13 protein-coding genes are annotated in these 13302 nt (G+C 51.7%); 11 read left to right on the forward strand and 2 right to left on the reverse strand.

Annotation, left to right across the window (positions count from 1 at the left end; translation table 11 throughout):
- Positions 1–61 precede the first annotated feature (61 nt).
- Positions 62–349 carry an antibiotic biosynthesis monooxygenase gene (locus tag BTA51_RS07880; RefSeq protein ID WP_094706899.1) on the forward strand — a complete coding sequence of 96 codons (288 nt, stop codon included), beginning with the start codon at positions 62–64 and terminating at the stop codon, positions 347–349.
- Positions 350–372: 23 nt separating this feature from the next.
- Here BTA51_RS07880 and rlmM read toward each other — a convergent pair whose 3' ends face one another.
- Both rlmM and BTA51_RS07890 read right to left on the reverse strand, forming a co-directional pair.
- Complete coding sequence (rlmM, locus tag BTA51_RS07885) at positions 373–1473, reverse strand: 23S rRNA (cytidine(2498)-2'-O)-methyltransferase RlmM (protein WP_094706900.1); 1101 nt, start codon at positions 1471–1473, stop codon at positions 373–375.
- 186 nt (positions 1474–1659) lie between these two features.
- Positions 1660–2289, reverse strand: coding sequence for an alpha/beta family hydrolase (locus BTA51_RS07890; RefSeq protein ID WP_094706901.1), 630 nt, complete (start codon positions 2287–2289; stop codon positions 1660–1662).
- A gap of 467 nt (positions 2290–2756) precedes the next feature.
- Between BTA51_RS07890 and ccoN the strand changes: the two genes are divergently transcribed.
- The 10 genes from ccoN (at position 2757) to hemN (ending at position 13302) form a co-directional block, all read left to right on the forward strand.
- Positions 2757–4190: a cytochrome-c oxidase, cbb3-type subunit I gene (ccoN, locus tag BTA51_RS07895; RefSeq protein WP_094706902.1), complete on the forward strand. Its 1434-nt coding sequence runs from the start codon at positions 2757–2759 to the stop codon at positions 4188–4190.
- A gap of 15 nt (positions 4191–4205) precedes the next feature.
- The gene (ccoO, locus tag BTA51_RS07900; RefSeq protein ID WP_094706903.1) at positions 4206–4814 is read left to right on the forward strand and encodes a cytochrome-c oxidase, cbb3-type subunit II; all 609 of its coding nucleotides are present in this window, start codon (positions 4206–4208) and stop codon (positions 4812–4814) included.
- 6 nt (positions 4815–4820) lie between these two features.
- Positions 4821–4997, forward strand: coding sequence for a cbb3-type cytochrome c oxidase subunit 3 (locus BTA51_RS07905; protein WP_094706904.1), 177 nt, complete (start codon positions 4821–4823; stop codon positions 4995–4997).
- A 2-nt stretch (positions 4998–4999) separates the two neighbouring features.
- Positions 5000–5905, forward strand: coding sequence for a cytochrome-c oxidase, cbb3-type subunit III (ccoP, locus tag BTA51_RS07910; protein WP_094706905.1), 906 nt, complete (start codon positions 5000–5002; stop codon positions 5903–5905).
- 185 nt (positions 5906–6090) lie between these two features.
- Positions 6091–7524: a cytochrome c oxidase accessory protein CcoG gene (gene ccoG, locus BTA51_RS07915; protein WP_094706906.1), complete on the forward strand. Its 1434-nt coding sequence runs from the start codon at positions 6091–6093 to the stop codon at positions 7522–7524.
- A gap of 132 nt (positions 7525–7656) precedes the next feature.
- The gene (locus BTA51_RS07920; protein ID WP_094706907.1) at positions 7657–8169 is read left to right on the forward strand and encodes a FixH family protein; all 513 of its coding nucleotides are present in this window, start codon (positions 7657–7659) and stop codon (positions 8167–8169) included.
- Positions 8162–10570, forward strand: coding sequence for a heavy metal translocating P-type ATPase (locus tag BTA51_RS07925; protein ID WP_094706908.1), 2409 nt, complete (start codon positions 8162–8164; stop codon positions 10568–10570). The genes BTA51_RS07920 and BTA51_RS07925 overlap by 8 nt, the downstream gene beginning before the upstream one ends.
- Positions 10571–10600: 30 nt before the next feature.
- Positions 10601–10849: a cbb3-type cytochrome oxidase assembly protein CcoS gene (gene ccoS / locus BTA51_RS07930; protein ID WP_094706909.1), complete on the forward strand. Its 249-nt coding sequence runs from the start codon at positions 10601–10603 to the stop codon at positions 10847–10849.
- Entirely contained in the window at positions 10846–11643 is a 798-nt protein-coding gene (locus tag BTA51_RS07935; RefSeq protein WP_210404786.1) for a sulfite exporter TauE/SafE family protein, read from the forward strand. The genes ccoS and BTA51_RS07935 overlap by 4 nt, the downstream gene beginning before the upstream one ends.
- Before the next feature lie 255 nt (positions 11644–11898).
- Positions 11899–13302, forward strand: a complete 1404-nt coding sequence (gene hemN, locus BTA51_RS07940) for an oxygen-independent coproporphyrinogen III oxidase (RefSeq protein ID WP_094706910.1) — start codon at positions 11899–11901, stop codon at positions 13300–13302.

Raw genomic sequence — 13302 nt, forward strand, 5'->3', positions numbered from 1 at the left:
CACGATACCTCTTGGTCAGCCAGAAATTTCCAGCGAATGATAACGATAAAGGGAAGACATTATGATTCGAATCATTATAGAAAGATACGTCGACAACTCCCTCGAAGAGCACTATGAAACGGCAGCAAAACGTATTCTACAGGGCGCAGTACAGGCACCGGGATTTATCAGCGGAGAATCGCTACGTGATATGCAGGATTCAACACACCGAGTGCTTTTGAGCACCTGGGCAACCGTTCAGCACTGGCAACAATGGCATAGTTCGCCTCAACGACATGCACTGATGGCAGAACTTGCTCCGATGCTTGAGAGAGAAGAAAAGGTCACCTTATTGGACCACTACGATTAAGGGTCTGGTTCAGGCGACGACCATTAATGAGTTGCATCGGGAAAAGGGGCTGTCAAAACAATTACCGTCACCTCTTCCCGATCGTGATATAACTGCTTGATTCTGACTTCCGCTTCAATATTGGCACTTTCAAGCCGCTCCTGCAGTTTCTGCAGACAGGCCTCAACCGCGTCAAACCGGGTCTTCATGGGGAGTTTGAGATTAAACAGAGCATACCTGCTCCAGCCATACACCAGCCAGTCAGCCATTCGCTCCAGCGTCCGCATGGGCTTATCCACAATGTCGCAAACCACCCAATCCACAGATCTACCGGGTTTGTATACATAGCCATCGGCGGCAACATAGGAAACATCTGCATCCTGCATCAAAGACGGCGCTAACGCGCCATGGTCAACGGCGGTCATTTTGACGCCCTGATTAACCATATACCACGTCCAGCCCCCAGGAGCGGCTCCCAGATCGACCCCTTTTTGTCCTCGTTTCAACACAAAGGATTTCTCGTGGGGACTCAACATGACCATAAAGGCCTCTTCGATTTTAAGGGCCGAGCGACTGGGAGCCTCAGCATCAAAACGTAACCGGGGAATTCCCTCAGCAAAAGCACTCAACGTCGGCGAAGCACCAACAGCCAAAATAAAGTGCTGTCCGCTAAGACACACGACAAAACAGGTCGGCAGGCGTGAATCCGGCTTTGCAGATAACATTCCCTGGGACTTCATCGCAGCACTCATCGGTGCCACGAGCTTCTTGCTCAAGGTCCGCAGAGATCCTTTTTCATCGTCTCCTGGCGCTTCCACTGACAAGTAGCCGAATCGCCCTCCACTATCCCTCAAAGCACTGACCACCGGAGACACTCGGTCTTTGGGACTTTCCGCCTCCACTTCCCCGACAACCAGGTAAAGTTGCCTGGAGAACACAAGCTTATCAGCCTCAATCTCACCATAGAGCTTGCCCACATCCCCTTGAGATACTTTCCAATACACCCACCCCTGATGTTCCTGTATAGCGCTGTACCCATACACCAACCTTTGTCCGGCAACACTCTGAAGTTCCTGCAGGCACTCTTTTTCAAATCCCTTGCGGCAATAGGCAAGTAGGCCGGTGGTTTTGAGCTTTTGATACATTCTCGATGATCCAATATGAATGAAGACGGGGAAAACCTGTATGGCACTCCGTTGAGGTGCGGGCATTATAATCGGTTCACCAATACATTCCATGGCCTGGCGCCTATCAATAAGCTCCAGGCCACATACCAGCCATACTTCCAACCTGCCATACTTCCAAGTACCAACTACTCTCTCGATTAGCTGTCATGCTCCCAATATGAACTCTCGAATTTCCCGGGCGGCATTATTCCAATTTTCTTCTGTCGTTACTCCACTGGACTTTCGCGGAGCCAGATCATGATTACCATCCATCGCCCAGCTTATCCGGATGTTGGCTCCCAGGTGTTTTTCCACGCCTTCTTCCTGATTTCCAAACGGATCACGGCTTCCCTGAATAATCAGTCCCGGAGCCTTAAGCCTGCCCAAGTGTTCGGTCCTTAGATTTTCCGGCTTGCCCGGCGGATGAAACGGATAGCCCAGTGCACACCAACCGGAGAGATTTGAAATATCCCGACCAAACTCGTCCACCAGGAGGCTGGCCATGCGCCCTCCCATTGATTTACCACCGACAAATACCCGAGCCCGGCTATCACATGCCGACACTGCTGCCATAAAAGATTCAAGTAACTTGGGTTGCCGGTCTGGCGGACGCTTACGACCATCTTCGCGACGCTTGGCCATATAAGGGAATTCGAATCTCACGACGGAGATATCATCACCCGCAATGACTGCCGCCATGTGATCCATAAACTCGCTGTCCATTGGCGCTCCTGCGCCATGAGCCAGTAACAGGATATTTGGAGCCTTCCGGCTACCGTTATATATATAAGTCATGAGTTACGCCTGAAATTTCACTTAATGATGCTTGCCAACATCTTTTGATCGTTTATAACGGACGATCGCCTACAGATAGGGCCGCGGTCATCCTAACTGAGCGCGGCCGACGGTTGCCAGATTTCCATTAACAGTCTTGCCTGCCCCAAAATGTCGCTTTCAGATCGCTTGTTAATTAGCGTCATTAAAAAGAAAGCACTATCATTATGCCCAAAACATTCCCCTCTTGACTCATATCAAAGTGGAGAAACCTTCAGTATTGATAATGAGTTCGGGCGGTATATTCGGTTGACATGTCTAATGCTCAACTCTTATGCTTCGCCCCGCTGTCGAGGGGAGACCGTGGAAGACAACCCTCTTCCAGCCGCTGAATTTGGCGGTTACCGGAGCCACAGGAAGTGCTGATCTTCACCAGCAGCGAGATTTAGCGCCATTCAACCAAAACTCAGGGTATGGAATAATCAGTAATGAATACAGCAAGTGCTAACGAGACCTACAACTATAAGGTGGTGCGCCAATTTGCCATCATGACAGTTGTTTGGGGTGTTGTGGGCATGGCCGTAGGTGTGCTCATTGCAGCTCAACTTGTATGGCCAGAGCTTAACACACACTATCCATGGTTCCACTTCGGTCGACTGAGGCCGCTTCACACCAACGCCGTCATCTTTGCCTTTGGCGGGTGTGCGCTTTTCGCCACCTCATATTATGTGGTACAGCGAACGTCCCAGGCCCGACTGTTCTCCGATGGTCTTGCAGCATTTACTTTCTGGGGATGGCAGGCAGTGATTGTAGCAGCAGCCATCACACTGCCGCTGGGATACACCACTTCCAAAGAATACGCCGAACTTGAGTGGCCGATCGATATTCTGATCACTCTGGTATGGGTGTCATATGCCCTCGTATTCTTCGGTACTATCGCCAAACGTAAGATGAAGCACATCTATGTAGCCAACTGGTTTTTTGGTGCATTCATTCTGACAGTTGCCGTACTGCACATCGGTAACAGCATGGCGATCCCGGTCTCTGCCATGAAATCCTATTCGGTATATGCAGGTGCCATCGACGCCATGGTTCAGTGGTGGTATGGGCACAACGCGGTTGGATTCTTCCTGACAGCCGGTTTCCTTGGCATGATGTACTACTTCGTGCCTAAGCAGGCGGAACGCCCTGTATACTCCTATCGTCTTTCTATCGTGCACTTCTGGGCGCTGATCAGCATCTACGTCTGGGCCGGTGCTCACCACCTTCACTACAGTGCGCTGCCAGACTGGGCACAAAGTGCAGGTATGGTAATGTCCCTGATTCTGCTGGCACCTTCCTGGGGCGGTATGATCAACGGCATGATGACCCTGTCAGGTGCCTGGCACAAACTGCGTACTGATCCGGTTCTTCGCTTCCTGGTCGTTTCCCTGAGTTTCTACGGCATGTCCACATTCGAAGGGCCTATGATGTCCATCAAGACAGTGAACGCACTGTCCCATAATACTGACTGGACTATCGGCCACGTGCATTCCGGTGCTTTGGGCTGGGTTGCCATGATTTCCATCGGTGCCCTGTACCACCTGATTCCCCGCCTCTATGGTCTGAAATCCATGTACAGCACCAACCTGGTCAACGTTCACTTCTGGCTGGCCACCATCGGTACAGTGCTTTACATCGCTGCCATGTGGGTCAACGGCATCATGCAGGGTCTGATGTGGCGTGCGGTTAACGCTGACGGCACCCTGCAGTACACCTTTGTTCAGGCGCTGAAAGCCAGCTATCCGGGTTACACCGTCAGGGTGCTCGGTGGAGCGGTATTCCTGACCGGTATGCTGATCATGGCCTACAACGTTTATAGAACTGTCCGTCAACGTGACGCTGTGGCTGACGATGCCGCGGCTGTTCCGCAGACTGCTTAAGAGGGAGACACATCAATGCAACATGAAGTCGTCGAAAAGAATTTGGGGTTGATGATCCCTCTGATTCTGATCGTCATCAGTTTTGGTGTACTGGTTGAGATCGTCCCTCTGTTCTTCACTAACGAAGTAACCAAGCCCGTTGAAGGACTCAAACCCCTAAACGCACTGCAGCTTGAAGGACGTGATATCTTCATCCGTGAAGGCTGTACTGTTTGCCACACCCAGATGGTTCGTCCGTTCCGGGCAGAAACCGAGCGCTACGGTCACTATTCCGTTGCCGGTGAATCTGTTTACGAACACCCGTTCCTGTGGGGCTCCAAGCGTACCGGACCTGATCTGGCGCGTGTGGGTGGCCGCTACAGCGATGCCTGGCACCGTGCACACCTCTACAATCCTCGTGATGTTGTTCCCGAATCCAACATGCCTGCATTCCCTTGGCTGTTCACTTCCAAAGTGGACCCATCAGCAACGGCACCCAAGATGGAAGCTCTGCGCACTGTAGGCGTGCCTTACACTGACGAAGACATCGCCGGTGCAGCAGAAATGGTGGACGGCAAGTACGAGATTGAAGCGGTAGTCGCTTATCTGCAACAGCTTGGCACCGTCATCTCGAGCAAACGGTAAGAAACAATGGATATCAACACTGTCCGCGGCATTATCACCATCCTGTTGATGGTGACCTTTATCGGTCTGGTGATTTGGGCTTATAGCAGTAAAAGAAAGAAAACTTTCGATGAAGCTGCCAACCTGCCCTTCGCCGACGAAGAGACGGACAAAAAAACGTTAAAAGAAACGGAGACTAAATAACGATGAATAGTTTCTGGACCGGGTGGATAAGCTTTATCGTTCTCGGATCAATATTCGGTTGTGCCTGGCTGTTGTGGGCGACACGCAAAAGCCAGAAGTTCCATACTGAAACAGAAGAAACCATGGGCCACTCCTTCGATGGTATCGAGGAGTACGACAATCCCATGCCCAAATGGTGGCTGTATCTTTTTATGGCGACCATCGTATTCGGCCTTTTCTATCTTTTCCTGTATCCAGGACTGGGTAGCTACAAAGGGTACCTTGGTTGGTCATCTGCTGGTCAATGGGAAAATGAAGTGGCGGACGCCAAAGCCATTTATGATCCCCTTTACGCAGAGCTGGCAGCCACGCCTATTGAAGAACTGGTGAAGAACGAAGACGCCATTACCATGGGTAAACGCCTCTTCCTCAACAACTGTGCGGTATGCCACGGTTCTGCGGCTCACGGCGGCTTCGGCTTCCCGAACCTGACAGACAACGACTGGTTGTATGGCGGCGCTCCTGAAAAGATCAAGGAAACCATCACCAACGGTCGTAACGCAGCCATGCCTGCCTGGGAAGCCATTGTTGGGACAGAAGGTGTAACCGAACTGGCCAACTATGTTCGCAGCCTGAGCGGTCAGCAGAATATCGATGCGGAAAAAGCTGAAGCCGGCGCCAAGCTGTTCCAGGCAAACTGTGTTGCCTGCCACGGTACGGACGCTAAAGGCAATCAGGCTGTCGGTGCTCCTAACCTGACAGACAGTACCTGGCTATATGGCGGTACTCAGCAAGCGGTTGAAATGACTCTGAAGTCAGGCCGTAATGGTGTTATGCCAACCTTTAAGAAAACCCTCGGTGATGAGCGTATACACCTGGTAGCTACCTACGTATACAGCCTGTCCAAGCAGACTCAAAAAAGCGAGTAGCTTTTTAGAAGGGAAAATTTAAAGGGAAATAACTTATCACGGGTGCCCTCCAGGCCCCCGCGCAACAAGCAGGGCGGTGAATACCGCCCTGCTCCAGTCATTTTAGCGCTGCTTGGCGTGTGCCGGACGACTTACAAACCTCCGACAAGTAAACAGCGCTAAAGTGATTGTGATGAGAGACCCCTATGAGTGACAAGATCCCGGTTCAAAATCTTGATCCAGACTCGGCGGCTGTATATAAACCTCAAGCGGTCGAGCTCTATGAAAGTCGGAAGAAAATATACGTAAAAGAAATCACCGGCTTTTTCCAGAAAATCAGAACCGTTTCACTCTGGATGTTAATGGGGATGTACTTCCTGTTCTGCTGGATCAGTGTAGATGGTCAGCAGCTGGTTCAGTTCGATCTTCCTAACCGCCAGTTCCATATATTCGGTACGACTTTCTGGCCCCAGGACTTCGTTCTCCTGTCGTGGCTGTTGATTATCTGCGCCTTTGGCCTGTTCTTTGTTACCACCCTGTTTGGACGGGTATGGTGCGGTTACACCTGCCCACAAACGGTCTGGACCTTTATCTTCATGTGGCTGGAAGAGAAGATTGAAGGCAGCCGCAACCAACGAATGAAGCTCGACCAGGCTCAGATGAGTGGCCAGAAAATAGCCAAAAAAAGCGCCAAACACGCCGCCTGGCTGTTGGTCGCTTTTGCTACCGGTTTAACCTTTGTCGGCTACTTCTATCCCATCAGGGAACTTGTTCCTGACATTCTGTCATTTAGTGCCACCTCTGGCTGGGCATACTTCTGGATCGCCTTTTTTACCGTTGCCACTTATCTGAATGCGGGTTGGTTGCGCGAGCAGGTCTGTCTTTACATGTGTCCATATGCACGATTCCAGTCGGTGATGTTCGACCGCAACACCATGATCGTGTCCTACAACCCGAATCGCGGCGAACCACGCGGTAGCCGTAAGCGCAGTGTCGACCCCAAAGAGAAAGGTTTGGGCGACTGTGTTGATTGCGGAATGTGTGTACAGGTATGCCCGACTGGAATCGATATCCGTGATGGACTGCAGTACGAATGTATTGGCTGTGCTCTCTGTATAGATGCCTGTGACTCCATCATGGAAAAGATGGAGTACTCCAAGGGGCTGATCAGCTACACCACAGAGAACACTCTTGAAGGACAGACATCGAAACTTATCCGCCCTAGAACCATAGGCTACGGCATTATGCTGGTGGTCATGATGTCAGCCTTCGCCATCAAGCTGGGAACGCGCAATCCGGTTGAACTGGATATTATCCGCGACAGGGGGGCGTTGTTTACAACGAACAGCAAAGGGTTTGTTGAAAACTCCTATACACTGAGCATCATGAATATGTCGAATGATGTCCGCACATTCCATGTCAGTGTTTCCGGTCTGGATAAGCTCGCCATCAATGGCAAAACCGACTACACACTGCAGCCGTCAGAACTCCTGACAGCGCCACTGGCGGTGGAAGCTCCACCGGAATCAATGACGGAAAGAAACCACGATATCTCATTCAAGGTGCAGGCCCTGGATGACGACGACGTCAGCGATGAATCAGAAAGTCGCTTCCTCGGCCCCGCCCCGATTCGGTTCTAGCCCAGGCACGCTTCCCTTACAATTACGAAGGGAAGCGTTAAAGCCGTCGACCCTGAATATCAGGTAAGGCATTCTGTCCTGGAGCAACGGGTTGACTGCCTTAAATCCTGAAAATTTTCTAACGAGAAATCAATGACTGAAATACAAAGCGTTCCCTGGTACAAAGAAAAATGGGTTTGGCTGCTCATCGCAATCCCCGCCTCTTCCATCATTTTCGGCATCTTTATGATCACCATGGCGGTTACCGGTCAGGATAGCCTGGTGAGAGATGACTATTATAAAGACGGCCTGATGATCAATGAGGAACTGGAGAGAGACCAGAAAGCTGCAGAACTCGGTTTGACAGCCAATTTGCTGTTTTCAGGACAGGAAATTGAAGCAACTCTTTCCGATCCGTCCCTGGCACCGGAAGGAAAGTTACTGAAACTCCGTATTCTTCATCCCACATTGTCCGGCCAGGACCTGGATATCATGCTGGTATCCAACGGCGATCATTATCGGGGATCCTTTGAAGGCACCCTCGATGGCAAGCGTTACCTCCAGCTATCCGATCAGGATGAAGTATGGCGGTTGAAAGGCGAATCATGGTTTCCCCGCAAAGACTCTATTCTATTGAAGCCCGCTGTTTCTCAAACGAATGAATGACGCGTTACGCTGCTTCCATTGTCATAACCCTGTTCCTTCCAATGTAGATATCAGGATTCAGGTTAATGGAGAATCCAAACCGGTCTGCTGCCACGGCTGCGAAGCTGTGGCCAGATTGGTAATGGACGGCGGCCTGGAACAATTTTACCAATTTCGCGAAGGTGAACTGGAACAACCGGACACCTTATCCCCGGAAGACGAGGCAAAACTGAGCGTTTTCGACCGGCCGGATATTCTCAACAGGCTTTCAGGCCAGCTTGATCAGGATAAGCGCAGGATTCAGCTTTCCATTGAGGGAATCACTTGCGCCGCCTGCGTCTGGCTTTTGGAACAATTCGTTCGCAAACTTGATGGCGTCGATGAATTCTGGGTCAACCTGACGACCCATAGGGCCGAGTTGGTATGGGCCCCTCAAAAGACCCGGCTCAGTACGATACTCAAAGCTATCAACTCGATCGGCTTCAATGCCTTCCCCTACTCAGCCAGCCAGGAAGAGAAGCAACTTCAGGAACAACAGAAAAAAACCCTGATCCGCCTGGGCATTGCCGGGATCGGAATGATGCAGAATATGATGCTGGCGATCCCGTCCTACTTCGGATTGCTGGAAGACACCCAGCAGATGATCGATCTGTTCCGCTACATCAGCCTTCTCGTCGCACTTCCGGTCGTTCTCTATTCCGCCCAACCCTTTTTCTCAGCGGCCTTAAGAGACCTTAAGCTGCGACACCTGACCATGGACGTTCCGGTCGCCATTGCGATTGGCATCGCCTACCTCTCCAGTGCCTGGATTACGGTATTCGGGGGCAAAGAGGTCTACTATGACTCCGTGTGCATGTTCACTTTTTTCCTGTTACTGGGACGCTACCTGGAAAGCCTGGCCCGGGTGACCGCAGCGAGAACCAACTCGACACTGCAAGGCAAAGCTCCCGTCTTTATCTATCGGTTAACAGGAAAAGAGGATGACTCTGTCGAAATGGTGCCGGTGGACGATCTTCAAGTAGGAGACCTGATCAGATTAAAGCCAGGGGACTTCATCCCCGTAGACGGAACGATTGTTCAGGGATCAAGCAAGGTCAACAATGCGGCACTCACCGGAGAGTTTATTCCCCAGCCCTGCTCAGAAGGCGGCAAAGTACTCTCCGGCAGCGTAAATATCGAAAACAGCATTACTGTCAGAGTGGATGCCCTGGATCAAGACTCCCATCTTTCCACGATTAATCGGCTGGTGGATCGCGCCCTTCAGGATCGCCCAAGACTCTCCACCCTGGCTGACCGTATTGCCAGCTTCTTCGTTGCCGGAGTGCTGATGACAGCGACCGTTGTTGGGCTGGTCTGGTGGCAAATAGACCCTGAGCATGCATTTGCCGTGATGCTGTCGGTATTAGTCGTGACCTGCCCATGCGCTCTGTCTCTTGCCACTCCAACAGCATTAACCGTTGCCACGACAGCCCTCCGCCAATCCGGTTTTGTATTGAGCCGTGGTCATGTTCTGGAGACGCTGGCCAAAGCCACTCACTTTGTTTTCGATAAGACAGGCACCCTTACCCAAGGGGAACTCACAGTGGCGTCGGTCGACAACCTCAGCGGAGATGCTAACGAGGCCCTGTTAGCCATTGCCGGAGCCCTTGAGTGGGAAAGCCCGCACCCTGTTGCCAAGGCATTTCGTCCCTTTGCCTCTGGTCCAGCCCACAACGTTACCCAATACCCCGGCCAGGGTATTTCAGGCGAAGTATCAGGCCAGGTATACCGCCTGGGAAGCGCGGCATTCTGCCAACTGGATCAGAAAAAAGAGGAGCCTGTCGATGACCCCTATCAGAGAATTTACCTGAGTCGCGGACAACAACTCATTGCCATATTCCAACTGTCAGACACCCTGAGGACAGGCGCTCTGGACGCCGTTAAAACCTTGCAAGAGCGTGGTCTGAAAGTATCCATGCTGACCGGCGACAGCTCTTCCCATGTAGAATCAATTGCACAGTCCGTCGGAATCTCCAATGTGAGTAAAAGTCTGACGCCGGAGCAGAAACTCGATCAGGCCCGCCACTGGCAACAAAGCGGGGATACTGTTGTCATGGTGGGAGACGGTATCAACGACGTGCCGGCCATGGCCGGCTCGCATTTATCCATTGCCATGCAAAATGCCTCCGATCTCACCCAGATTAAAGCCGATGCCGTTATTCTGAATACTGATCTCAACACCCTGGTATTTGCACTCGAAAAAGCCCGCTCAACGTTCCGTGTCATACGGCAAAACCTCACCTGGGCACTGGTCTACAACCTGATTGCCCTGCCCCTGGCCGCGGCTGGATATATTGCCCCCTGGGCGGCCGCGATCGGTATGTCGGTGAGTTCGTTGATCGTCGTGCTTAACGCCCTTAGACTGTCAGGTTCCAGAAAGTGACCTTGAAGTGACGGAGGCAGCCTCAATTCCATGCAAATTCTTTTTGTCCTGATACCACTTTCCATTCTACTGCTGACCATCGCGGTTCTGATATTTCGCTGGGCGGTTAAATCCGGTCAATATGACGACCTCAAAGGACCTGCCCACAGCATTCTGTTTGATGACGACAAGCACATGGAACCCACCACCTCAAAAGACGCCTCTGACAAAGCAAGTGAAACACCTGAACAGCAAAACCAGGCTTCATCGAACCAGGATTCAACGGATAAGTCTTTATGATGGTCGATGTTGCCCTGTTCCTGTCTGCGCTGCTGATTGGCCTCATGGGCAGCGGCCATTGCCTGGGGATGTGCGGAGGTATCGCCAGCGCCCACTCATTTAATCTCGACAATGACACCAGAAGCACCCCGTCCGGAGCTATAGCAACATCAGCAACATCAGGACGCCAAGGATTACTTGGCCCTCTCCTGATATTTAACCTGGGTCGCCTCACCAGCTACACAATCATAGGATTCCTTGCCGGTACAATTGGTGCTGCACTGGCCCTGAACATGACGGCGTTGATTATTCTCCGTTCCATCGCCGGCACGCTTTTGATCATGATGGGGCTTTACGTCGGACAATGGTGGTCCGGACTCGTACATATCGAAAAACTCGGCTCAAAGCTTTGGCGATTACTGACCCCACTGTCGAACAGGCTCCGCGGTAAATCCGGCCCCGGGGCAGGTTTTTTCCTGGGGATGATCTGGGGCTGGCTGCCGTGCGGTCTGGTATACAGCGCTCTCGCCTGGGCCATGAGCTCAGCGGATTCCAATAGAGCCGCCATGCTGATGTTTGGATTTGGACTCGGCACGCTCCCCAGCATGTTGGCCGCCGGACTGTTCGCCTATCACCTCCGCCGCTGGCTCAGTCGACTATCTGTCAGGCGCGTTTTTGCCGTCGGCCTGATTATTTTTGGTATCTGGAGCCTGCCCGTCGGCTGGCCGAAACTGTTCACAAGCCAGGGAGATTCCTCCTCACACTCCCATAAGATGTCTCCTGAACAACATGCCGACGAACCCGGTAATCACTAATCCGGTATCCATTAATCCGGTTAGTACTTATCCTGTTTCTACTGCTCCGCTATCCACTATTCAGGTAGGTACTTATCCGGTAACCACTATTCAGCTAACCATTAATAGCGAGGCCCTTTCACCAGGATATTGCCAACGAGCCTGTTCTCATCACTCGACGTCCGTCTGCCACATTGATACATATCAAGGCTGTCCGTCACGTAAGTATTTAAACTGCCCGGAGCATTGAATTAACCCGGTGGGAGGCAGTTTTACGTGGACAACATTTACTGGAATGAACAATTAATCCGTAAATACGATTTACAGGGTCCCCGATACACATCCTATCCAACCGCAATGGAATTTCAGCCCGGCTTCAGCCATCAGGATGTTTTTGACGCCGCCAGCGTCTCCCGGTTAACTGCCAAGCCATTGTCGCTGTATTTCCACATCCCTTTCTGTGCCAGGCTTTGTTATTACTGCGCCTGCAACAAAATCGTGACTAAACGCCGTGAACAGGCTCAGCCTTACCTGGACCAGCTCTACAGGGAAATGGTTCTTCAAGCTGCCCTGTTTTCGAAGGATCAGGATGGAAATTCCCGCCTGGTAGAGCAACTCCACTGGGGCGGAGGTACGCCAACATTCCTCAGCCCTGACCAAATGCGTGAACTCATGACACGCACCCGTGAGCTTTTCAGGTTGCTCCCCGATGATCAGGGTGACTACTCCATTGAAATCGATCCCCGTGAAGCGGACGACGAAACACTCACCGTTCTCCGGGAAATAGGATTCAATCGAATCAGCCTGGGAGTACAGGATTTCGATCCCAAAGTGCAGAAAGCCGTAAACCGTGTACAAAGCGAAGAACTCACGCTCCATGTCCTGACCAAAGCCCGGGAGCTGGGGTTCCGCTCAATCAATATTGATCTGATTTACGGTCTGCCCTTCCAGACAGAATCCACTTTTGCCAGAACCGTGGACAAAATCATCCAGTTTTCACCTGACCGGCTGTCGGTGTTTAACTACGCCCATATGCCCAACCGATTCAAACCGCAACGACGAATCGATGGGGCGACACTGCCAACACCACAGCAGAAGCTGAGCATACTGCGCAATTCGGTAGACCAGTTGATCAGGCACGACTACCGCTTCATCGGCATGGATCATTTCGCCAAGCCAGATGATGAACTGGCCATCGCCCAGTCAGAGGGCCACCTCCACCGCAACTTCCAGGGCTATACCACTCGCGGCAACTGTGATCTGATCGCGATGGGCGTATCCAGCATCAGCATGCTGGACCGGGCTTACTATCAAAATGTCTACGACATCCCCGGCTATAGCGACATACTTTCCCAGGGTAAATTGCCTGTACAACGGGGAGTGATGCTCAATGATGACGATGTTCTCAGGCGTGAAATCATTATGGAGCTCATTTGCAACTTCAAACTCAGCTTCAAGATGATAGAAGACCGATACAACATTTCGTTCAAGGAATACTTCAAGCCAGAACTGGCTCAATTAAAGGACATGGAAGAGGACGGTCTGGTTCAGTTTGGAACAGAAAACGGCGAGGAACTTGTTCGCATACACCCGGCGGGGCGTCTTCTCATCAGGGGGATCTGCAAAGTATTTGACCGGTATCGTGTGGAGCAGACCCAAAGCTTCTCAAGAATTATCTAA

Origin of the sequence: Hahella sp. CCB-MM4 (assembly GCF_002260525.1) — a bacterium.
GTDB lineage: Bacteria > Pseudomonadota > Gammaproteobacteria > Pseudomonadales > Oleiphilaceae > Hahella.

What these genes read in the sequence shown, in the direction of transcription:
- BTA51_RS07880 (WP_094706899.1), top strand. Translation starts at nt 62, where the DNA reads ATGATTCGAATCATTATAGAAAGATACGTCGACAACTCCCTCGAAGAG.
- rlmM (WP_094706900.1), bottom strand. Translation starts at nt 1,473, where the DNA reads ATGTATCAAAAGCTCAAAACCACCGGCCTACTTGCCTATTGCCGCAAG.
- BTA51_RS07890 (WP_094706901.1), bottom strand. Translation starts at nt 2,289, where the DNA reads ATGACTTATATATATAACGGTAGCCGGAAGGCTCCAAATATCCTGTTA.
- ccoN (WP_094706902.1), top strand. Translation starts at nt 2,757, where the DNA reads ATGAATACAGCAAGTGCTAACGAGACCTACAACTATAAGGTGGTGCGC.
- ccoO (WP_094706903.1), top strand. Translation starts at nt 4,206, where the DNA reads ATGCAACATGAAGTCGTCGAAAAGAATTTGGGGTTGATGATCCCTCTG.
- BTA51_RS07905 (WP_094706904.1), top strand. Translation starts at nt 4,821, where the DNA reads ATGGATATCAACACTGTCCGCGGCATTATCACCATCCTGTTGATGGTG.
- ccoP (WP_094706905.1), top strand. Translation starts at nt 5,000, where the DNA reads ATGAATAGTTTCTGGACCGGGTGGATAAGCTTTATCGTTCTCGGATCA.
- ccoG (WP_094706906.1), top strand. Translation starts at nt 6,091, where the DNA reads ATGAGTGACAAGATCCCGGTTCAAAATCTTGATCCAGACTCGGCGGCT.
- BTA51_RS07920 (WP_094706907.1), top strand. Translation starts at nt 7,657, where the DNA reads ATGACTGAAATACAAAGCGTTCCCTGGTACAAAGAAAAATGGGTTTGG.
- BTA51_RS07925 (WP_094706908.1), top strand. Translation starts at nt 8,162, where the DNA reads ATGAATGACGCGTTACGCTGCTTCCATTGTCATAACCCTGTTCCTTCC.
- ccoS (WP_094706909.1), top strand. Translation starts at nt 10,601, where the DNA reads ATGCAAATTCTTTTTGTCCTGATACCACTTTCCATTCTACTGCTGACC.
- BTA51_RS07935 (WP_210404786.1), top strand. Translation starts at nt 10,846, where the DNA reads ATGATGGTCGATGTTGCCCTGTTCCTGTCTGCGCTGCTGATTGGCCTC.